Source organism: Cellulomonas sp. Leaf334, from assembly GCF_001424195.1.
In the GTDB taxonomy this organism is placed as follows: domain Bacteria; phylum Actinomycetota; class Actinomycetes; order Actinomycetales; family Cellulomonadaceae; genus Cellulomonas.
Map to the genome: position 1 here is coordinate 1788697 of NZ_LMOO01000001.1, position 19803 is coordinate 1808499.

The following is a 19803-nucleotide window of genomic DNA, read 5'->3' on the forward strand; positions in this document are numbered from 1 at the left end:
CGTTTGCGATGTCGGAAACACCAAGAACTCACCGCCCAGGAGCTGATCACCGTGTACACGTTCGACACCCCCACCACCATCTCCCTCACCCTCGACGTCCCGGCGGGCGGGGTCCAGCTGATCGCTGCGGACCGTACCGACACGACGGTCGAGGTTCGCCCCGCGGACGCCTCGAAGAGCCGCGACGTCAAGGCCGCCGAGCAGACCGTCGTGGACCTCCGCGACGGTGCTCTGCGGATCAGCACCCCGGTGAAGCACCAGGCCCTCGGCCCCTCGGGGTCCGTCAAGGTCACCATCCAGCTGCCCGCGGGTTCCCGCATCGAGTCCCACGCTGGCGCCGAGCTGCGCGGCGTCGGCCGGCTCGGCGACGTCACGGTCACCAGCTCGTACGGCCCGATCGCGCTCGACGAGGCCGCGACGGTCCACCTCGCCGCCCTCGACGGCGACATCACGGTCGGACGTCTCGCCGGACCGGCCGAGATCAGCACCGCCAAGGGGGACATCCGCGTCGCCGAGGCCGTCCGCGGCACGGTGGTGCTGAGCACGCAGGCCGGGAACATCTCGATCGGCGCGGCCACCGGCGTGACCGCCTCCCTGGACGCCGGCACGTCCTACGGCCGGGTGCGGAACGCGCTGACGAGCACCGGCGGCACGCCGGAACTGCAGATCCACGCCACCACGGCGTACGGAGACATCGCCGCACACACCGTCTGACGCGCGTACTCATCACTCCCATCACACCGAAGGAGCGCCCATGTCCAGCCCCACCGCCGGGCCCGCGATCGAGGTCGCCGGCCTGCGCAAGTCCTACCGGTCCAAGGCCGGCGAACAGCTCGTGCTCGACGGCGTCGACCTCGTCGTCCCCGCCGGTACCGTCACCGCCCTGCTCGGCCCGAACGGCGCCGGCAAGACCACCGCCGTCGGCGTCCTGACCACCCTCCTGGCGGCCGACGCCGGCACCGTCCGCGTCGCCGGGCACGACGTCGCCCGAGACCCGGACGCCGTGCGGGCGTCGATCGGCGTCACCGGCCAGATCACGGCGGTCGACGAGCTGCTCACCGGTGCCGAGAACCTGCGCCTCATGGCCGAGCTGAACCACCTCGGCCGGGTCGCCGGCCGACGGCGCACGGCGGAGCTCCTCGAGCGCTTCGACCTGGCCGAAGCGGGGGCCAAGCCCGTGGCCACCTACTCCGGCGGCATGAAGCGCAAGCTCGACCTCGCCATGACCCTCGTCGGGTCCCCGTCCGTCGTCTTCCTCGACGAGCCGACCACCGGACTCGACCCGCGCAGCCGTCGCACCCTGTGGGACGAGGTGCGCGCCCTCGTCGCCGGCGGCACCACCATCCTGCTCACCACCCAGTACCTGGAAGAGGCCGACCAGCTCGCCGACTCGGTCGCCGTGCTGCACGCCGGCCGGATCGTGGCCGAAGGCACGCCAGCGGAGCTCAAGGCCGTGCACGACGCCGGCTCGCTCGACGACGTCTTCCTCGCACTCACCGAGCCGCCCACCCACGACGACACCGACACCACGAAGGAGACCGTCCGATGACCACCCTCGCCACGCTCGCCCCCGTCACGACGCGCCCGCGCCCGGTGGCGGATGTCCTGACCATGCTGCGCCGCAGCTTGCTTCGTGCGGTGCGCTACCCGGGGCTGACAGTGTTCCTCGTCGCCGGCCCGCTGGTGATGCTGGTGCTGTTCGTGTACGTCTTCGGCGGAGCGTTCGGCGTCGGCGTGGCTCCCGGTGTCACCCCGGGGGCCGACGGCCGTGCGGCCTACCTCGACTACATCACGCCGACGCTGCTGGTCATCACCATCGTCGGAGGTGCCACGTCCGTCGCCACGAGCGCCGCCATGGACGCAGCCGGCGGCATCATGGCGCGGTTCAAGACCATGGCGATCTCCTCGGGCTCCGTGCTGTCCGGCATGGTCCTCGGGTTCGTCGTCCAGGCGCTCGCCGCGCTCGTGCTCGTCCTCGGGGCAGCCGTGGCGATGGGATACCGGCCGGACGCCGACGCCCTGGACTGGGTGGCGCTGCTCGGCCTGTTCATCCTGCTCGGGCTCGCCCTCAACTGGCTGTGCGTCGCCATGGGCCTGAACGCGCGCAGCGTGGAGACAGCCAGCAACGCACCGATGATCCTGCTGCTCCTGCCCTTCCTGGGCAGCGGGTTCGTCCCGGTGGAGACCATGCCGACCGCGGTGCGCTGGTTCGCGGAGCACCAGCCGTTCACGCCCATCATCGAGACCGTCCGCGGCCTGCTCGCCGGCAACCCCGACAACTCGACCGCGATGCTGGCCGTCGGCTGGTGCCTCGTGATCGGCGTTGCCGGCTACGCCTGGGCGCGATCGCTTTACCGCCGCGAGCGGCGCATCTGAGACCTTCCGTCGAGCGCCGGGGGTCGAACCGGGTCAGTTCCGGTTCGATCCCCGTCGTCGAGGGAACCTCTCGTCCCGCTCGAACCTCAGCTCAGACGGCGGAGCAGGAGGCAAAATCGTCGCCCTCGGGGTCGAGGAGCACGTGCCAGGATTCTGACCGCTCTGACCGATGTGTGCAGGGCGCGACGAGCCGCACGAGCCGTTCGAGCTTGGCCTCCTGGTCTCGGTCGGTGGGGCTGATGTCGATGTGCAGTCGGAGCTTCGGTCGTGGGCTTTGACCAGCAGGACCACGAAGATGCAGGTGACAAGTGCCCGATGACCAGGCCGATCCGGGCTCGCCGACGACGCTCGACACTGTCGACCGGGCCCCCGCGGAGCCGTACAGAGGCAGGCGTCCGATGGCTGGAAGGTCGGCGAGGACCGCGGACTACTCTCCGACAGGGAGCCGCACGACGTCGAGGTAGAAGTCGCCGATACGGCGAACCGCCGTAGTGAACTCGTCCCAGTTCAAGGGCTTGGCGACGTAGGCGTTCGCGTGGGCGGCGTACATCCGCGCGACGTCTTCCTCGGCCTCTGACGTGGTCAGGACCACGACAGGGATGGAGGCCAACTCGGGCTCGGTCTTGATGTGCTCGAGCACCTCACGGCCGTTGACCGTAGGCAGGTTCAGGTCCAGCAGGATCAGTGACGGTCGCTTGACCGTGGCCTACGGTCCTCGGCGATAGAGGTAGTCCAGGGCGGCTTCCCCATCCTCGACGCTCGCGAGTGCTTGGGCGAGGCCCTGCTGGTCGAAGACCTCCTGCACGAGCAGCCGGTCGCCGGCGTCGTCTTCGACAAGTAGGACCGAGTCGGGCAAGGCGGCGGGAGCGGGCATGGGCACAGTGCGGGTCATCGCGGTCAGTCCTGTGGTCGGTTCGGGACGCGCAGTGGCATGGCCACAGGTGCAACGTGCCCGGTCAGCGTTCGGCGTCTGGCAGGTCCGCATCGTCGGCGAGGACTCCGGGGGCAAAAGGCGTCGAAAGGACGTGGAGCGGGCATCCGGGAGGTCGGTGCGTTGGGGCCAGAACCGGTCGTCGAAGTAGTCCTCAATGCGTCCGGGCATCGTCGCCCCTCCTTGCTGCGTCCGTGGCGCGGCCCATTCGAGCAGACTGCCCGGACCCGAGCTGGTCGTGGACAACATGCGGGCTGTGCCTGTACTGCCTGGAGCCGGGTCAGCCTGGCGCTGGTGTCCGCCGCCGGGGCGGGATGGATGCCAGGGCCTCACGACTGCGCCGGGAGTGCTCACTCTCTACGTCGACACCTGGAACCGACCTCCGCGGATTGGGCGTCATCGGGCTCGTGAGTCGCCGTCTCCAGCGAACGGTGCTTGGGTGTGGAGTCGGCCGTCCACGGCGAGGTCGACCAGGAGGTCCGCCAGTGCAGCGCGGTGCAGGGTGGTGCTCCGCGGTGGGGTGTGGGCGTCGAGGTCGACCCCTGGGTTGTCGGGCCGTCGACGAGGCGCGGCACGCGCACGAGGGTCCAGGCTCGGTCACTGTTCTGCCAGGCGGTGAACTCGCCGGCCCGATCGCGGGCTGCCCCGCGAGCAAGGGTGCGCACCAGGGCGCCGATCACCTTGTCCCGGTTGCCCTTGTGGTCGCCGGGGACGTCGAGCCCGGCCACGCTGACCCCGATGAACCGGTGCACCCCAGACTCGGTCATGGCGTCGACCAAGGTCGTGGCCACGGTCGTCTGCAGGGTGTGGTCGCGACCGCGAGGGCCGAGCGTGGAGATCACGGCCTGAGCACCCTGCAGCAACTCCGTGAGCGTCTCCCGCGCTCGGGCGTCTCCGATCACGGCGCGGATGTCGGGGCGTCCGGTGAGCTGGGCGCGGTCGCGGGCCAGGGCGTTGACGCTGTGTCCTCGGCGCAAGGCGCTGTCGACAAGGAGGGCGCCGGTGCGGCCGGTGGCGCCGAGGACGGCGATCCTCATCGGTTTCGCCCAGCGGTGGGCTGCCAGACGGCGCGCTCTCGATGGGCGAAGGTGGCGAAGTCGATCGGGTCTCGTCCCAGGACGGTGCGCAGGTCGTCGCTCAGGGAGTCGGCCAGGCCGAGGCGGGCCGTGGTGTAGATCGCGGTGGTGACCGCGACCATGCCCCAGGGCATGCCCAGCTTGCGGTGGGCGTGTCGGGCGTAGCGCAACACTCCTGGCCGGGCGTAGTGGATGGGCCGACCAAGCTCGGTTGTGAGTACGTCGGCGACCTCGGTGTAGGTCAGGGCTTGGTTCCCGGTGATCGTCCACGCCCGGTTCGCGTGAGCGTCGCGGTCGAGCAGGGCCGCGGCGGCGACGGCGCCGACGTCCTCGGCGTCGACGAACGCGGTCGCACCGCGGCCGGCGGGCACGACGATCTCGGCACGGTCGCGCACATCGGTCAGGTGGGTGGTGCTCAGGTTCTGGTGGAAGAACGAGGCCCGCACGAACGTCCAGTCGACACCGGAGGATCGCATCCATCTCTCGACGCTCGCGTGCGGGACCACGGGGTTCTTCTCTGCGCCCTGCAAGGACAGGAAGACCATGTGCCGCACGCCGGTGTCGAGAGCTGCGCCCAGGGCCGGCAGCAGGTCGCGCTTGACGTTGCCCAACGCTGGGGGGCGCACCACGAACATCGCGTCGACGCCGGCGAAGGCCGGCGCCCACGTGGCCTGGTCGGTGAAGTCGAACCGCACCGTGGGCGCACCGGCGATCGAACGGCCACCATGCGTGGCCGCACGCACGTCGGCGTTGCAGGCGAGCAGCTCGCTCAGTACGACGCTGCCCACGTTCCCGGTGGCACCGGTGACGAGCACGGTCATGTCAGTTCCCCCGTCGACGTATGCATCGTACATACACCGTTAAGGTTGGTGCCGTGGGGAGCGCAGAGCGGGATCCCGAGGTGTCCGAGCAGCTGGATCAAGCTCTATTGCGCCTGCGCCGGTTCTTCGAGCCGCCGCGCCAGCTCGAGCCTCAGGCCGGCTGGCAGGAGCACCCCCCGGTCGATCTGTCAACGCTCCTGGTCGTCGAGGCGCTTCTGCGAGGTGGCGACGCGGTTTCGATCGGAAAGATCGCGCGGGATCTGGGCGTCGCGCACTCGACCGCGAGCCGATTCGTCGATCGCGCAGTCAGCACGGGAATGGCGGAACGCACCGCTCGCGATTCCCGTCAGCAGGGCGTCCGACTGACGACGAACGGCGAGACGCTGGCCGAACGCGCACGCATGTTCCGGTGGTCACGCCTCGATGCACTGATCTCGCACTGGGACCGCTCCGACCAGACGGCCTTGGCGACACTGCTCACAAGATTTGCCGACGAAGTCGACGACGCGGCCGCCGGTGTCGATCGCGCTGTCTCTCGGGACGCGTGAGCGACCGCCCGGTAGCGGCCGTGCTATCGGTCAGCGCCGTTACGGTGGCGCTTCTTGGTTGCGGACTCACGTTGCGACAAGTTTCAGCACCGCTCTGTCCCGAGGTGGACTCCGCCCCGGTAGTCAGTGCGCTGTTGGTCGCCAGGTCCTGGTCAGACGTGCGACGGCGGCATGAGCGATGCGGTGCCGGGCGCCTTGAACGCCGCCATGTGTGCCGGCGCCCTGGGGCCGATCCCGGCGATCTCACCCACTGATCGGTCACCCGACCTAGCCGCTCGAGTAGTCCCGGCCCCGCGCGGCCGTGACATCGAGGCGACGCAGGACCAGGAGGGCGATGCCCGCGGACATGAGCTCGCCCGCGGCGAGGCCTACCCAGGTCCCGGTGGGGCCGACGTGGCCGAGGGCGAGCACGAGCGGGACCTTGACGAGCAGGAGGGTCCCGACCGAGAGGACGTAGGACGGTCGTGGTCGGCCGAGAGCCTGGAAGTACGCAGAGACCAGTGGTGTGACACCGGCTGCGGCGAACCCGATCGCCAGGATCCGTAGAGCGTCGACGGACTCGGAGCGCACGGCGGCGTCGTCGACGAAGGCGGCGGCGATGGGCTCGGCGAGCAGCGCGACGGAGCCGGCGGCGGCGGTGCTGTAGACGAGGGTGGCGCGCAGCGACAGGGTCCGGGCGCGCCGGACGCGTGCGGCGAGCCGGCGACCGGCGTTGTACCCGACGATCGGCTGCATCCCCTGGCTGATGCCGAGCTGAGGCATCGCGACGAACGTCTGGATGCGGGAGCAGATCGCGAACGCAGCCAGAGCCGCGGTGGCGACGGCCACCCGGGACAGCGTGGTGTTGACGACCACCACGAGCAGGGTGGCGCCGAAGCCGGCGAGGAACGAGGGGGCGCCGATGCCCACGAGGGTGCGGACCGTCGGGAGGTGAGGACGCAGGTCGGAGCTGCGGATGCGATAGGGCCGGTCCCGCTGGGCGAAGAAGAACCACATGCTCATGGCCGCGGAGACGGCCTGGCCGCCGACCGTGCCCAGCGCGGCTCCACGGACACCAAGGTCCAGCCCGAAGATGAGCAGCGGATCGAGGGTGATCTGGACGGCGACCGGGACGACCCACAGCATCGTGGCGAACCGCATCCGACCCTCGGCGCGCACCAGGCTGGAGAACCCGGTCGAGACGATCGCGCCGGCCAGGATGATCACGGCGTAGTCGCGTGCATAGGCGAGGGTCTCCCCCTGGGCGCCGAGCAACCGCAGGAGCGGCTCGAGCCCGCTCAGCCCGACCACGGTGATCGTCACGGCGGCGGCCCAGAACACGGTGAAGGCGTTCCCGGCGGCACGTGCGGCGGTGCTCGTGTCGCCGGCGCCGAGGTGCCGGGAGACGACCGAGGCTGCTCCGACGCCGAGGGCGGTCGAGACCGCGCCGAGCGCGAGGAGCAACGGGGCGACGAGGTTGACCGCCGCCATCGCGGTCGTCCCGACGCCGCGGGCGACGAACCATGCATTGGTCAGCGCGTAGATCCCGTAGACCCCGACCGCGATGGTGGTCTGGGTGCACGCGTGCCACAGCAGCCGCCCCACGGGCCGTTCACCCAGGGCAGCGGCGTCGAGCGTCCTCCGCGTCGGCGCGCCGGAGTCCCCGGTGCTCACGGTTCGGTGAGCATCCGCATCATCCGATCGATCTGCCCGCGCGCCCAGTCGTACTGGGTGGGTGTGGTGTGTCCGCGATAGACCGTCTCGATCGCCATGATCACGACCAGGTGCAGGCTGTACAGGCGCCGGCGCGTCTGCTCCCTCGGGGTGAGCTCCTCATAGCCATAGCCGCGCATGAACGCGGTCGAGTCGCCGAAGTCGGGCAGGTCGATGGCAGCGAAGCCGGCCTCCATCAGCGGGTCCCCGTACAGGGCGCGTTCGTGGTCGATGATCGTGAGGATCCTGCCGTCGCGGACCATGACGTTGGAGTCCCACAGGTCCCACTCGACGAACCTGGGCTCGGTGACGTCGTCGAGGACGTCGGCGTGCAGGGCGACGATCTTGCGGATGTCGTCGTAGTCCCGGCCGATGTCGACGTTGCGGGCCTCCCCGTCGGCCAGGTTGGCTTCGACGATGCCGGTGAACGCGGTTCGCCAGGACTGGTCGCCTGGGCCGGCGAGCGGTCCGAACCAGTCGCCGCGGATCGAGTTCAGCTCGCGGTTGGCGGCGCCGAGCGCCTCGTTGTACGCGTCGCGCTGCTCGGTGCTCAGGTCCTTGGTGATGATGCCGAAGTTGTCCGCGTCGACGAACGGCATGAAGAAGTAGTCGGCGTCGACCAGCTCCTGGCTCAGGTCGGCGTAATCGACCTGCGGGACCGGGACGTCGGTGCGTGCTGCGATCAGCGCCAGCGAGTCGAGCTCGATGCGCATCGCGCCGCGCTCGGCGGTCAGCACCGGCACGTCCCGCGGCGGCGCGATCTTCACGACCACGGCCCGTCCGTCACGCAGCAGGATCCGGTAGGCGACGTTGAACCAGCCGTGCCCCAGCTCCTCCAGCCACGTGTCAGGGTCGCCCGTGGGCACCTGCTCGGCGCCGTAGGCGCGCTCGACCATCGCCCGCAGCGTCGCCGGCGTCTGGCGGTTCTTGGTGATGCTCTCCATTGAGTCCTCATCCGGGTGCGGGGCTGTCCGGCCCTGAGACGCGCCTCGTCGGAGGCCGAATCGTGCGGCAACTCTAGGTCCGCGTCGGACACCATTCTGGTCACCAGGAGCGCGAGAATCGCGGTGCGGTTGACGCGCAGGAGCGCTCCACCAAATGCGCTGCCCTCGCGATGCGGATCGGGACCGGCCGTGACTCAGGCAACCGGTGCGGGCAGCCGGACGAGCTCGAGGTAGAAGCCCGTGATGTGTTGCACCACGGCGGTGAACTGGTCCCAGTCGATGGGCTTGGAGACGTAGGCGTTCGCGTGGGCGGCGTACATGCGGACGATGTCTTCTTCGGCATCCGACGTGGTGAGCACAACCACGGGGATCGGGGCCAGGGCAGGGTCTGTCTTGATCTGCTCAAGCACTTCGCGTCCGTTGACCTTCGGCAGGTTCAGGTCGAGCAGGATCAGGGCTGGGCGTCTCGCCGAGGTGTGAGCGCCGCGCCGGTAAAGGTAGTCGAGCGCTTCTTCGCCGTCGTCGACCATGACGAGTGCTGCCGCGTGCCCGTGGTGCTCGAAGACTTCACGGACCAGCAGCTGGTCGCCGGGATCGTCTTCGACGAGCAGGACCGAGCCGTCGGGCATGGGGTTCATGGACACATGATGAGGCTTCGAGGCGCTGCCTCGCGGCCACTTGGTCAATGAGTGGCGGCCCGCACGTCGACCCCGCGCTAACTAGCGTGGGCATCCAGTAGAGGTACCACGCTCGCCGTCAGGCAACCTGTTGTGCATCTCGACAGATGGCCCGCACCACCACCGCCGACCTTCCCCACTCGGTCATATGGTGGCAGGGATTTGTTCGGGCTCAGCGAGCCACGAGCGGAGGGAAGTCGTACGTTCCGTCGAGCACTGCGGCTCCTGGGATGTACAGCCGGAAGACCAGCCGGTACTGCTCGGACGGGGCGGGCAGCCAGTTCGCGCGGGCGAGCGCGTCGGTCGGTTCTGCGGCGCTGATGGTGAGGGTGAGCGAGCCGTCGTCGGCGTACCGGATGCCTGGCGTGCGGTCTCCGACGGAGTACCGGTCGATCGAGTTGGCCACGAGGAAGTACCGGGGGATGTCGTACATCGTGATGGACCAGAAGGCGCCGACGGGCGGCGGCGTCGGGAAGGTCAGCGTGGTGGTGGTCGAGCCGAGCAACGGCGACCCGTCCGGCAGGGCGAACGCCTGGGCGTAGACGGCCTCGTAGGCGTGGTTGCCCCACAGGCCGAGCCGGCACGCGACGGCGCGGTCGATGATGCGGGCGGTGGGGTCGGCGATCTTCCACCGGTCCTCGTCGATCGTGCCGAGCCCGAGGGCATGCACGTTGTAGTCGAACAGGTGCAGCCCGACGATCCACCCGTTGACTACTGGTGACGAACCGTGGTGCGTGAGGTACTCGAGCCGCTCGATGCCGGGCGCGATCGGAGCGTCGGCCGCTGCGAGCACGGCGGCGTACGCCGAGTCGTCGTCCGACCCCGGGGGCGGGAACGCGGCAGACCACGCCCGCGCCTCGGACCAGAACCGCGCATCGTCGTCGAGCCCGTGGCCCAGTTCCGCGAACCCGGCGCCCGTCCCCTCGGGCGGAGTGAGGACGAAACCGTCCTGGAGTGCGACCACGGCGGCGATGTCGTCGGGCCCGCCGCAGGCGATACGGCCGACGATGGTCACGACGTTCGTCGACGCCGCGATCTGGGGCACCCCCTCGGGCAGCTCGCTGTCCCAGCCGGGCGGCACGACGACGAAGCGTCCCGCGCTGTTGCCGGTCGCGCGCGTGCCGACGTAGGCGATGTTGTTGGTCCAGGCGTCGACGAACTGCAGCACGTAGTACCGGTCCCCGGTGGCGGGGACGTCCAGCATCACCGGACCGATCGACAGGTCGAGCTGGGCCATCGAGTACACCGTGTCGTTGTTGATCGTCACGAACGTGTCCTGCGGCCCGGCGAGGTTGCGCGAGTGGGAGAACGTGTTGAACGGTGCGGGCGGGTTGGAGCCGACGCCGGTTGTTGTGTACCTGCGGACCTGCCGCAGGTTCTCCACCAGCGGGTAGTAGTAGAGGTACGCCTCGGTCCCCGGCTCGCTCACATCGCTCATACCCCGACGATAAGGGCGCACCGTGCGTCGTGAGATCCGGCGGACGCAACTAGTCAGCGGCTACGAGTGCAGTTCAGGCGCGGCCGTCTAGGGCGATCCGGGTGCACCACAACCTGGGCGCAGGATGACCACGTGGCAGTGCGGCCGCCGCGCGCTGACCGCTACGAGCCAGTAACGTCGCAAGCACCGCCGGGGTGACGCGACGAGCAAGGTGCGCGGTCCGGAGTGATCGGCTCGACCTCCCACCGTCGCGACTCCGCGCCGTCGGCGCGCCCGGTTCGCGTCGTCTCGCCCGCCAGGGGGTTTCATGGACGCGTTCGTTACTCGACACCCAGAAGGCGGCTCGGTGCGAGTGCGTCCCTCGGTGTGGGTCGGGCTGGCCGTGGTCGCGGGCTTCGCGGCATTGGTCGCGCTCGATGACGTCTTGCCAGGAAGCCAGGACGGTGAGATCACTGATCCGACGCTCGCGTTGGTCCGAACACATGTCGTGCCGCTGAGCATCATCGCGGTTCTGATGGTCGTGTTCGTGCGCTGGTCCGGCTGGGGAAGGGCGGTCTCGCGGGAGGACGCTGATCACCGGGTTCCCCGGTGGTGGTGGGTCTTCCCCGTGTGCTACCTCGTCGTGGTGGCCGGCACCATCAGCGGAGTCGACTGGGACCTGTCGGCGAGCTACCTGCTCGTGGGTGTGGCGAGCTTCTTGCTGGTCGGCCTCACGGAGGAGCTGGCGGTCCGTGGCATCTTGCTGGTCGGCGCGCGCGGCTCCATGCCGGAGATCGGCGCGTTCTTCCTCACCTGCGTGGTGTTCGCCCTGCTGCATTCTCTGAACCTGCTGCACGGGGCACCGCTCGGTGGCGTCGTCGTGCAGGCCGCGTTCGCCGGGTTCTTCGGCGCCATCTACTACGCCGTGCGTCGGGCCACCGGGTTCCTGTGGGCGGCCATCGCTGTGCACGCGCTGAACGACTTCGCATTGTTCGCCGCCAACGGTAACGCTGACAGCACAGCCAGTGACATGCCGCCGTGGGCTATTGGCGCTGCCGTCGTCCTCGGCGTCGCCGCAATAGGGCTGGTCGTATCCATTATTCGCGAGAGCCGCAGAGCCCGGACCGCCGCCGCTCCTGTGGCGGGAAGGGCACGAGCCTGAAACTCTGGCGGCACGCAGGGGGAGGAAGTCGAATGGCGTCGGTCGATGCTGGTCAGGTTCGGGTCCCGGTCGAGCACCGCTTCTTCGGGATGGACAGGCGCACCTTCCCGCACGCCCTGTTCGTCGTGGCGGTGTTCCTGATCGCCACGGTCATCATCCCGCGAATCGACGACGCGGTCGCCTGGGACGATCCCATCCAGGCCGGGGACCAGGTGGCGATAGCCGGAGACGTCACGTTCACCCCGACGACGGGGTGGAACCTCGAAGAGGGTGAGCGGGTCGGCGGAACCGTCGGCCAGAGCGGCCAGGTCGTCCTCGTGCACGACTCGGTCACCCTCTCGATCGTGGCGGACTCATTCGACGGCACCCCAGCGGAACTCGTCACCCAGATCGCGAAGGTCACGAGCTCGACCGGCGACCCCACGTTCCGCGTCTCAGGTGACCAGAGCACCATTCCGACGGCGGACGGGCAGGTCGGTGTGACCCAGGCCTACAGCAGCGTGCAAGGCGACGGCGTGGTCGCGGCGTTCGTCATCGACGGGACCGGCGTCGAGGTCACTGCCTACGGACCACCAGCGCAGATGGCCGCTGCTGCCGATGACCTTCACGGCATGATCACCAGCATCGGCACCAGCCAGACCGACGGGAGCGCATCGTGACCACGACCTCCACGCCCCCCGCCGGGCAGGTGGACGACGAGGCGCGTCGACGGCAGGCCGCCGCTCTGGAGATCTCCGGCTGGGGCGAGAAGTTCACGTTCGTCCAGCCGCACAACCTCTGCTTCTGGGTCTACCTGGCCATCACGGCCGTCGGCATCGTCCAGATCTGGTCCTACTTCGGCCCCAACGTCGCCTTCTACGCCGAAGCCCTGGCGATCAGTGCGGCACTCACCTTGATCTTCTTCGCCGCCTGGTGGCTGTGGTTGCGACACATCGACCGCTGGGAGCGGCAGCCCCTGGGCCTGGTCGTCGCCGCTGCCATCTGGGGGGCCATCCCCGCCACGTTCGCGTTCGCCCTGACCGTGAACACCGCGATGCTCAGCCTCTACGCCAAGCTCCAGGGCCAGGAATGGGCCTCGAAATGGGCAGCCGGGCTGACCGCACCCTTCACCGAGGAGTCCGCCAAGCTGTGCGGCTTCATCCTGCTGCTCGGCCTGGCCCCGAGACTGATCCGCACCGCCAACGACGGCCTGGTCATCGGGGCATTCATCGGCCTGGGGTTCGCCGCGTTCGAGGACTTCCTCTACGAGGCGAACTCCTTAGGCACCGAGTTCGGCACCGACCCCCTCGGCCACGCGGTGCAGATGTCCTTCACCCGCTTCGGCGCAGGCTTCGTGTCCCACCCGCTGTTCAGCGCACTGGTCTGTTGCGGCGCCGTCTACCTCATCGGGACCATCGCCCAGCCCCGACGTGTCGGGCGCGGTGTGGCGTTCATCCTGGCCGGCATGTTCCTGCACTTCACCTGGGACGACGCCGGCGCACTGGGGGGCAACGGACCCGGGGTGTTCCTGGTGTGGATCCTGTCCGCCACGGTCGCCTTCGTCCTGCTCGCGGTCGCGTTCCGCCTGGCCGCACCGGCGGAGCACCAGTTCGTCCGCGACATCCTCGGCCCCGAGGTGCGGGACGGTCATGTGACGGCCGACGAGCTCGACGCCGTCGTCGACCGAAAGGCCCGCAAGAGGTTCAAGAAGTCGGCACCGAACCGGCGTGCCAAGCGAGCGCGCAGGCATGTGCGCCGGGCAGTGCTCGACCTCACGCACGACGTCGCCGACGCCGGCGGCGGCGACACACCTAGAGTCGCTCATGCACGCGACGAGGTAGCCCGACTACGCAATGCTGCCCAAGAGTCCGTCGCGGGCCGGTAGGCCCCGCCTACTAGATGCAGGTGTGGTTGCGCTCGGTGCGTTCAGGCTCGCAGAGAGATGAGTCTCCGAGCCCCTGGGCCGTCTCCGATGGCACGGGCCAGCAACGGCCCGGAGTGGCCACCGCGGTGATCGACGCCCAGTGCAAGGACGACGTCGAGTCCGTGCCGTGGCTCGCACAGCTGGAGGCGAACCTGGAAGCGAGTACATCGCGGCGCACGACCATGGACTCCACCGGTGTGCGCTCATCGCCCGGTGCTACGCCATCGGCCCGGTGACGGTCACCGCTTCACCCACGGTCCGGTTCCTGCTCCAGATCCTGGCGATGGACGACTTTCTCGCCAACCCGCAGTAGCGGGATGGCGAGGCGAAACTCCGCGAGTAGCGTCGGTGGACGTCGGCCCCGCACACCACCCCCCCTTCGTGTGCGGGGCCGGACCAGGTCGCCTGCGATTCGCCGGTTGCACTGCCCACCAAGACGTCGGGCTCGTGGCGTGAGCGCGGAGCGGCACCCGAGCCGTCCTACATCTCGACTAATACTGACTAGGACAGGTCGAGCTAGTCGTCGTCCCCGGGTCCGTCCTCCTGCTCGGTCGGGTGCGGTGGGAGCCCGGAGTGCAGCCACTTGATCATCGTCGCCATCGGCTTGCCGCGGCGCGTGATCGTGATCCTCTCGTCGCTCGCGACGACGTGATCGACGAGCGTGCCCAGCACCTTCTTGGCCTCTCGCAGTTCCACGCGTGGGGCAATGAGCAGCAGCCAGTACCGCCTGCCGAGGTCATCGCGGTCGACCTGGTCCACGACAGCGCGGTGGTCACCGCTACCACGGGCATCGCGGACAGTGACGACCTTCCCTATGGGCAACCTTTGCACCGACTCTGGTAGGTCGATCTCGTGGACTCGGACCCACCTGCCGGGTCGGGCGTTTCGCGGCAGCTTTGCCTTGACAGCAATCACTCGGCGTTGTCCTTTCGCGGGCCCCCGGGCGCAACGTCGAGCCGCTCGATCCAGGTGACGGTTCGCTGGACCCACCAGCGATAGGCGTCCGACGAGGCATCTGGATCGGTGAAGTAGCACGGGCGCTCACCGATCCGGATGATTCCGTCGCCCAAGAGTGAATCGACATCGACGAGGGCTACCCACTGGTGGTCGTAAGGACCTGTACTCGATCCTGGGCCCGGCGTTCGGAGGAGGAGTCGCCGATCGAGGTCGAGGTAGTAGACGGTGGTCGACGCGCTGCGGATCGCCCACGTGCCCTGCGCGTGGCGAGTATCGAGGGTCGCTTGAGCGTTGGGCTCGGAGACGGACTCGGGCGTCCTTCCGGCTTGCCCCTCCTCGTTGTTTGCGCGAGCGACAGCCTGCGCAGTCTGTGGCGGATCGACTGCTAGGGCGGGCGGAGTCGACCCGTCGGAAAGCTGACCGCCAGGCGCCTCGTCAGTGTTCACCTGCACCTCGCCCGACACTGGTGTCGTCGACTGACCGGCCCGAGGCTGTGGGGCGTGGGCCGTCCACGAGTGCCGGGTCCCCGGGAGGCCAGTTCTCTTCGATCGTGATGAGCCCCTCCCGCTCGGCTCGCGCGAGGCGTTCACGGAGCCGCCGCTCATCGCCTCTGGTACCACCAGGAATCATGAACAGGCGCGGGTTGAACACCAGCGATCGCGGTTTCCTGTTGTCGGTCGGCTCCGCGACGAGCGGCGCGCACTTGGCTCTGCGGTGCCAGATCATGGCGTCCACGGCTCCACCATGTTGGCGCCACAGAGGGCACAGAAGCGGTCGATCGACGAGTGGGGATGGGTACACGCCTGCTGACGTCGGTACGTGCGGACGACCGACGCCACGAGCCGAAGCGCCAGGCGTGGGCTCAGGTGTCCGTCGTCCCACAGGCTGTGGGACGAACCGGAAGCCAGTTCGAGGGTGACTTGCTCCGGCGGCGCCTCCCACGGATCCAGGTTGGGGTCCTCATCTGGAGCGACGACGACGCGAAACCGATCGCCGCGGTCCCTGAGGTAGTAGCCGAGCCCGTCGCACGAGCCGCTCACCACCCATGGTCCGCCGGGGACAACCTCGCGCGCTTCGATCCCGAACTCGAGAGCCGCCTGCTCGAGTTCCTCGTTGGAACCGCCGTCGTCTTCGGGCTGGGTGGGGCCAGCGGTCTCCATGATTTCCGCCAGGCTGAGTCCGTCCGCCGGTGGTCTCTGACACTGGCAGGGCAGGCCCCCGTGGATGGGTGTGCCTGGGGTCGGGTGACACGCGCAGCCGCACTGCGCAGCTGCGTCGAGGTCGTGCAGTCCGTCCGGGATCCGCTCCAGGAGCGCACGCGTGCGCTGGATCTGGTCGGTGCGCGCCCACTCGCTCTCGGCGCGGAGCTCCGCGAACAGTTCCTCGCGTTGCCGTCGAACGTCTGGTTCGAGCGGCGCGGACTGCCGACGTACGGGCTCGATCGTCATGATCGACCTCCTCTGGCGTCTTCGGCCGAAGGTTCTTCTGCATCGACGAAGGACCCTTGGATCTGGGCTTCCAACTCCTCGATAGCCGGGAGGGCGCCGATTGCGTTGGCCAGTTGCGACGGATCCGTGATCGTCTCGACCAGTTCGCGTAGCTGTGCCACGCGGACGGTTCGCGCCGCGTACCAGGGGTATACGGCGATGACCGCAGCGGGACGGTTCCGGTAGGTGATGACGACGAGTTCTCCGGTCGCCACGACGTGCTCGAGTAGCCGGGCGGCGGGGCGACGGGCTTCGGTGACCGAGACGGTGATCATGTCGGCCGGTTCTCAAGACGGGTGATGGACTGCACCGGTGTGGTCAGCCGAATGGTCTGAGAGGCCCTCGGGTTGAGCGGTTCGAGGTAGAGGACCGCTGGCGCACCGAGGACGAGGCCGGGGGCGATCTCGCCGTCGGTGGTGATGTGTCCGACGTCGAACAGCGCGATCCGCTCTTCAGGCCGCCGCAGCTCGGCCCACCAGTAGCCGGGTTCTGCATCGCCGTCTGGCGGCAGTCGCGTGACCGTCGCGGCCAGATCGGGATCTCGAACCTCGATCAGATGGCGCGCACCGGAGGCGGTGACGAGCAGGACCGCACCCACCTCACGTGTGGCGTCCACGTCGGTCATGGCGACGGCGCGGTGGGTCGCGGGCCGCGCACGTGCCACGCCACATCGAACAAGGAGGCAGTGGCGCCCGCCGAGGCCCGGTGCCGTTGCGACCACGCCTGCCTCGCTTCAGCATGGCTGGCAAACCGCGCTCCCAGCCATGCCACCGGTTCCTGCTCGGTCCGGGGCGCCCCGAGACGATGGGCAATCTCGTTCTCGACCGCTTCGTAGATGAAAAGGGACCGGATCAGTTCGACGGCCTCCGGTCGGGGCGCTCGCGCAAGCTCGAGCAACGAGATCGGCAGGGGATCCTCGGCGAGTTCATGGGCGACGTACCACCAGGTCAGTCGATCGGGGGCGGTGGTGTCCAGGTACAGCAAGACGTTCGCGAGGTGCGCCGTCGTCATCTCCCGGACGATGTGGGCCTGCCCTGCCACGTCGACCCAGATCTCACTCTGGTCGAACACGTCGTCATAGCTGGCTTGCCGGGGAGCGGAAGTGAAACTCCCGAACCGCGGTCCGTCCTTCGCCGCCGACTCGTCGCGCGGGCGACCCTCGCGACCTCCACCAGCCGCCGGTGGTTCGCCAATGAGGACATCGCCGCTGATGTAGAGATCGACGGGAACCGGGTGGCCCAGGACAGCGGAGAACGCCTCACGTGCAGCGTCCGAACAGTCACCGAACCGCTCGGCTGTTGTCACCAGCGACGGCTCGTCTGCCACGACCGACCATCGTCCCGACGACGTGTCCCACCCAATGGCGGCGCGCACGCTGGTGTTCACGACGAGTCCCCACGCACGAGGCCGGCGCTGCCCGGTGGGATGTGCTGCTCCCATGGCTCCGGCGTCGGGTCACCACCGCGGAAGGCCGCCCGAACAGTGACATCAGGTGTTTGACCCTGGCGTACCTGAATGAATGTGCGCGTTGCCGATTCGTAGCCATAGCGCCAGCCACGTCGGAACTCGAGCCGCGCCTCGCACTTCAGGATCACGAACGCCATCAGCCAGAGCGCCGGGGCGATGATCGCGAGAAGCGCATCGCCCGTGGACCAGAGCACGCCAACCTGCAGGAGGCAGACGACCCCGAGGACCCAGGCCTCACCCCACCAGATCCAGGCTCGGCGCGCGTTTGATGAGCCGCCCAGCGAGGGACCGCCCTCGTTGGCTTCAGTCATGCTCGGCCGGTCCGTCACCTGTTCTCCTTGCCGCAGCATCCGTCGCAGTCGTGCTGGGCGAACTCATCACCGACGCTGGTGCCTCGCGTTCGCCGGGCGTAGGCGAGGGCGTCCAGGTCCGGGTGGTGGATTCCGTGACCGCAGATGCGCTCGAGCAGGCCGAGTTCGGCGTGCCACGCCATCGGAGCTGACTGCAGCGGGTGGCGCGATGGCCGGTGGATGAGGCTGGCATCGTCGTCGGCGCACTTCGCCGGGTCGTGGGTCCCGAGGACACCGTCTTGAACGCGGACTTCGCTGCGCCGTTGGACGAGGGGACCTTCTCCCATAGGGATCAGAATCGTGCGGCGGAGCAGTAACCACTCGGTGCTGCGCCAGAGGCCGGTCATGAATCCGACTTGGTCGACCAGATCAACGACATCAGTTTCCGTGCCGCCGTGCTCATGCACGTCGAGTGCTGCTCGGCGGATGTCGTCCACCGTCGCGTCGAGCGGGTTGCCACCATGGGCGGCGCACCAGACGAGCCACGCCTCGCCGGCGGCCAGCATCCTCGACTGGAGGCCTCCGGGCGAACTGCCAGTCGCTTCCACGTCTCGGCGAGGTCTGTCCATCTGGCATCCCCTTCCAGCGCTTGCGCATGTGACTCATAGTCCGGTGACTCATCGTACACATCAAGGTTCGCAAGGGGGTAGACCGCCAGCCTTGCCCGAGTTGCCGCGCGGGCGTGGCTAGACGTTGCGGTACACCTGAGACGTGACGCATAGTCCGGTGACTGATAGTCCGGTGACTCATCGACCTTCGCGACATAGCGTCGCCGGCGTGCCGGATCCTGATCGTCAGCTGGCCCAGCGGCAGGCGTTCGGGGCGCGGCTCCGAGCGCTCAGAGCCAAGGCCGAACTGAGTCAGGAAGAGTTGGCCCACGCAGCCGATCTCGACCGCACGTACGTGAATGCCGTCGAGAACGGTCGACGAAATCTGTCACTGCACGCCATGTGGCAGTTTGCAGACGCGCTCTCGGTCACGCCTGAGGCGTTCTTCCGCGTTGATCTCGCGACGGCCGCGGAGAGCTAACCCGTAGGGCAACAGAAGGCCACCTCCGGATGCCGGCAGCCAGGCATGCCAGCCGCTACCGTTCGACCGTGCTCACCGCCGCCACCACACCCGTGCCCGAGCTGTGGACACCCGAGTGGTGGGCGGTGTTCCTGACTTCCCCAGGGTTCGCCGGACTGGCCGCCACCCTCGCTGCCCTGACCACCGTCGCCACCGTCATGTTTCGGGGCCGGATCGACCGTCGCCTCGCCGCAGACGCACGCCTCGCCACCGAGGACGCCGACCGGCACACCCGCCAACGCGAGCTCGCCGACCGGGAAGCCGAACACTGGTGGGAGATGTACTCCTGGGCGATCAAGAACATGCCAGCCCTGCGCGCCGAACCCGTCTCCTCCCTGGCCTTGTTCCACGCGCTCGCGGACCAAGCACCCACCGACACCGAGACCGCTCTACTGTTGGTAGCCATCGAGATGCTCGACAGCGGGAGTACCCCATGAGCGAGACCGAACCGAGCAAGGCGCCCAAGGCCACCACCGCCACGACCGGCGCCGAAGACCGCGTCCTGGCCGAGATCCGTGCCCAAGCCGCGGCAGCCAGGGACACCCCCGTCATGGAGACCCGCCCGTCCCGGCGCGGAGGAATGGCAAGCGTGTACGCGGCCGTCACACGGGCACGTCAAGAAGCGAACCCTCAACCGTTGGACCACCCGATCAACGATCCCGCACGGCTCCGGGCACTCGGCTTGGGCGGCGAGCACACCCCGGACACCCCGGGACGCCCTGTTGCGAACGAACCGTTGTCCACCTGGACGCAGGACGACCGCGCCGCCCTGGACGACCTGCGTCAGTCCCTGCGTACTCGTCTGCACATCTGAGCCGAGGCTCCCCCGTTGGCCGCGCAGATCCAGACGGTTTGCGCACTCCTGGCACTCAGCGCTCGCGCAGCGGAGGTTCTCGACTGGTGAGCTATAGGGAAACCGGAGTTCTC

27 protein-coding genes are annotated in these 19803 nt (G+C 68.8%); 10 read left to right on the forward strand and 17 right to left on the reverse strand.

All coding sequences use genetic code 11. The features are described from left to right. Positions 1-51: 51 nt before the first annotated feature. Genes ASF78_RS08065 through ASF78_RS08075 form a run of 3 tightly spaced genes read left to right on the forward strand, consistent with a single transcriptional unit; the run spans position 52 to position 2376 of the window. Positions 52-714 carry a DUF4097 family beta strand repeat-containing protein gene (locus ASF78_RS08065; protein ID WP_056586561.1) on the forward strand — a complete coding sequence of 221 codons (663 nt, stop codon included), beginning with the start codon at positions 52-54 and terminating at the stop codon, positions 712-714. Between the two features lie 40 nt (positions 715-754). Beyond that, the gene (locus tag ASF78_RS08070; RefSeq protein WP_056586564.1) at positions 755-1549 is read left to right on the forward strand and encodes an ABC transporter ATP-binding protein; all 795 of its coding nucleotides are present in this window, start codon (positions 755-757) and stop codon (positions 1547-1549) included. After that, positions 1546-2376, forward strand: a complete 831-nt coding sequence (locus tag ASF78_RS08075; RefSeq protein ID WP_056586567.1) for an ABC transporter permease — start codon at positions 1546-1548, stop codon at positions 2374-2376. The genes ASF78_RS08070 and ASF78_RS08075 overlap by 4 nt, the downstream gene beginning before the upstream one ends. Before the next feature lie 91 nt (positions 2377-2467). Here the strand turns inward: ASF78_RS08075 and ASF78_RS22595 are convergent, their stop codons facing one another. The 5 genes from ASF78_RS22595 to ASF78_RS08090 all read right to left on the reverse strand — a co-directional run bounded on the left by ASF78_RS22595 (position 2468) and on the right by ASF78_RS08090 (position 5204). Beyond that, a complete protein-coding gene (locus ASF78_RS22595; protein WP_235518445.1) occupies positions 2468-2731 on the reverse strand; it encodes a VOC family protein in 264 nt (87 codons plus the stop codon). Between the two features lie 72 nt (positions 2732-2803). Continuing rightward, positions 2804-3061 (reverse strand): response regulator, encoded by a 258-nt coding sequence (locus ASF78_RS23380; protein ID WP_369816319.1) that lies wholly within the window; start codon positions 3059-3061, stop codon positions 2804-2806. 21 nt (positions 3062-3082) lie between these two features. Continuing rightward, positions 3083-3478: a hypothetical protein gene (locus tag ASF78_RS23385; RefSeq protein ID WP_369816311.1), complete on the reverse strand. Its 396-nt coding sequence runs from the start codon at positions 3476-3478 to the stop codon at positions 3083-3085. Between the two features lie 179 nt (positions 3479-3657). Next, positions 3658-4344, reverse strand: a complete 687-nt coding sequence (locus tag ASF78_RS08085) for an NAD(P)-dependent oxidoreductase (RefSeq protein ID WP_056586569.1) — start codon at positions 4342-4344, stop codon at positions 3658-3660. Continuing rightward, positions 4341-5204, reverse strand: a complete 864-nt coding sequence (locus ASF78_RS08090) for an NmrA family NAD(P)-binding protein (protein WP_056586572.1) — start codon at positions 5202-5204, stop codon at positions 4341-4343. The genes ASF78_RS08085 and ASF78_RS08090 overlap by 4 nt, the downstream gene beginning before the upstream one ends. Positions 5205-5284: 80 nt before the next feature. Between ASF78_RS08090 and ASF78_RS08095 the strand changes: the two genes are divergently transcribed. Continuing rightward, positions 5285-5752, forward strand: coding sequence for a MarR family winged helix-turn-helix transcriptional regulator (locus tag ASF78_RS08095; RefSeq protein WP_162243343.1), 468 nt, complete (start codon positions 5285-5287; stop codon positions 5750-5752). A gap of 267 nt (positions 5753-6019) precedes the next feature. On the opposite strand, the gene ASF78_RS08100 is transcribed toward ASF78_RS08095, so the two are convergent. The 4 genes from ASF78_RS08100 to ASF78_RS08115 form a co-directional block, all read right to left on the reverse strand. After that, on the reverse strand, positions 6020-7405 hold the full coding sequence (locus ASF78_RS08100; RefSeq protein ID WP_082494859.1) for an MATE family efflux transporter: 1386 nt from the start codon (positions 7403-7405) through the stop codon (positions 6020-6022). Further along, a complete protein-coding gene (locus ASF78_RS08105) occupies positions 7402-8388 on the reverse strand; it encodes a phosphotransferase family protein (RefSeq protein WP_056586576.1) in 987 nt (328 codons plus the stop codon). The genes ASF78_RS08100 and ASF78_RS08105 overlap by 4 nt, the downstream gene beginning before the upstream one ends. A 194-nt stretch (positions 8389-8582) precedes the next feature. Then, positions 8583-9026 (reverse strand): response regulator, encoded by a 444-nt coding sequence (locus ASF78_RS08110; protein ID WP_056586580.1) that lies wholly within the window; start codon positions 9024-9026, stop codon positions 8583-8585. Between the two features lie 211 nt (positions 9027-9237). After that, a complete protein-coding gene (locus ASF78_RS08115) occupies positions 9238-10503 on the reverse strand; it encodes a DUF1254 domain-containing protein (RefSeq protein ID WP_056586582.1) in 1266 nt (421 codons plus the stop codon). A 307-nt stretch (positions 10504-10810) separates the two neighbouring features. On the opposite strand from ASF78_RS08115, the gene ASF78_RS08120 reads away from it, so the two are divergent. From ASF78_RS08120 to ASF78_RS08130, 3 genes are read left to right on the forward strand one after another with little or no spacing between them, the layout of a single operon-like run. Beyond that, on the forward strand, positions 10811-11644 hold the full coding sequence (locus ASF78_RS08120; protein ID WP_082494860.1) for a CPBP family intramembrane glutamic endopeptidase: 834 nt from the start codon (positions 10811-10813) through the stop codon (positions 11642-11644). Between the two features lie 32 nt (positions 11645-11676). Next, positions 11677-12303 carry a hypothetical protein gene (locus ASF78_RS08125; protein WP_056586590.1) on the forward strand — a complete coding sequence of 209 codons (627 nt, stop codon included), beginning with the start codon at positions 11677-11679 and terminating at the stop codon, positions 12301-12303. Beyond that, a complete protein-coding gene (locus ASF78_RS08130; protein ID WP_056586593.1) occupies positions 12300-13508 on the forward strand; it encodes a PrsW family intramembrane metalloprotease in 1209 nt (402 codons plus the stop codon). The genes ASF78_RS08125 and ASF78_RS08130 overlap by 4 nt, the downstream gene beginning before the upstream one ends. Before the next feature lie 555 nt (positions 13509-14063). Here ASF78_RS08130 and ASF78_RS21900 read toward each other — a convergent pair. From ASF78_RS21900 to ASF78_RS08175, 8 genes are all read right to left on the reverse strand, one after another. Continuing rightward, positions 14064-14462, reverse strand: a complete 399-nt coding sequence (locus ASF78_RS21900; protein ID WP_162243344.1) for a type II toxin-antitoxin system prevent-host-death family antitoxin — start codon at positions 14460-14462, stop codon at positions 14064-14066. Further along, the gene (locus ASF78_RS22600) at positions 14459-14950 is read right to left on the reverse strand and encodes a hypothetical protein (RefSeq protein ID WP_162243345.1); all 492 of its coding nucleotides are present in this window, start codon (positions 14948-14950) and stop codon (positions 14459-14461) included. Before ASF78_RS22600 ends, ASF78_RS21900 begins: the two co-directional genes overlap by 4 nt. Before the next feature lie 276 nt (positions 14951-15226). Then, entirely contained in the window at positions 15227-15952 is a 726-nt protein-coding gene (locus ASF78_RS08150; RefSeq protein ID WP_056586605.1) for a hypothetical protein, read from the reverse strand. Beyond that, the gene (locus ASF78_RS08155) at positions 15949-16266 is read right to left on the reverse strand and encodes a type II toxin-antitoxin system Phd/YefM family antitoxin (RefSeq protein WP_056586608.1); all 318 of its coding nucleotides are present in this window, start codon (positions 16264-16266) and stop codon (positions 15949-15951) included. Before ASF78_RS08155 ends, ASF78_RS08150 begins: the two co-directional genes overlap by 4 nt. Beyond that, complete coding sequence (locus ASF78_RS08160; RefSeq protein WP_156374073.1) at positions 16263-16616, reverse strand: hypothetical protein; 354 nt, start codon at positions 16614-16616, stop codon at positions 16263-16265. The genes ASF78_RS08155 and ASF78_RS08160 overlap by 4 nt, the downstream gene beginning before the upstream one ends. Next, positions 16613-17377, reverse strand: a complete 765-nt coding sequence (locus ASF78_RS08165; RefSeq protein WP_156374074.1) for a hypothetical protein — start codon at positions 17375-17377, stop codon at positions 16613-16615. The genes ASF78_RS08160 and ASF78_RS08165 overlap by 4 nt, the downstream gene beginning before the upstream one ends. Next, positions 17374-17787: a hypothetical protein gene (locus ASF78_RS08170; protein WP_056586618.1), complete on the reverse strand. Its 414-nt coding sequence runs from the start codon at positions 17785-17787 to the stop codon at positions 17374-17376. The genes ASF78_RS08165 and ASF78_RS08170 overlap by 4 nt, the downstream gene beginning before the upstream one ends. Further along, positions 17784-18314: a hypothetical protein gene (locus tag ASF78_RS08175; protein WP_056586620.1), complete on the reverse strand. Its 531-nt coding sequence runs from the start codon at positions 18312-18314 to the stop codon at positions 17784-17786. The genes ASF78_RS08170 and ASF78_RS08175 overlap by 4 nt, the downstream gene beginning before the upstream one ends. A 271-nt stretch (positions 18315-18585) precedes the next feature. On the opposite strand from ASF78_RS08175, the gene ASF78_RS08180 reads away from it, so the two are divergent. The 3 genes from ASF78_RS08180 (at position 18586) to ASF78_RS08190 (ending at position 19690) form a co-directional block, all read left to right on the forward strand. Then, positions 18586-18837, forward strand: a complete 252-nt coding sequence (locus tag ASF78_RS08180) for a helix-turn-helix domain-containing protein (RefSeq protein ID WP_056586622.1) — start codon at positions 18586-18588, stop codon at positions 18835-18837. A gap of 68 nt (positions 18838-18905) precedes the next feature. Continuing rightward, positions 18906-19313: a hypothetical protein gene (locus tag ASF78_RS08185; RefSeq protein ID WP_056586625.1), complete on the forward strand. Its 408-nt coding sequence runs from the start codon at positions 18906-18908 to the stop codon at positions 19311-19313. Further along, positions 19310-19690, forward strand: a complete 381-nt coding sequence (locus ASF78_RS08190) for a hypothetical protein (protein ID WP_056586628.1) — start codon at positions 19310-19312, stop codon at positions 19688-19690. Before ASF78_RS08185 ends, ASF78_RS08190 begins: the two co-directional genes overlap by 4 nt. Positions 19691-19803: the final 113 nt, after the last annotated feature.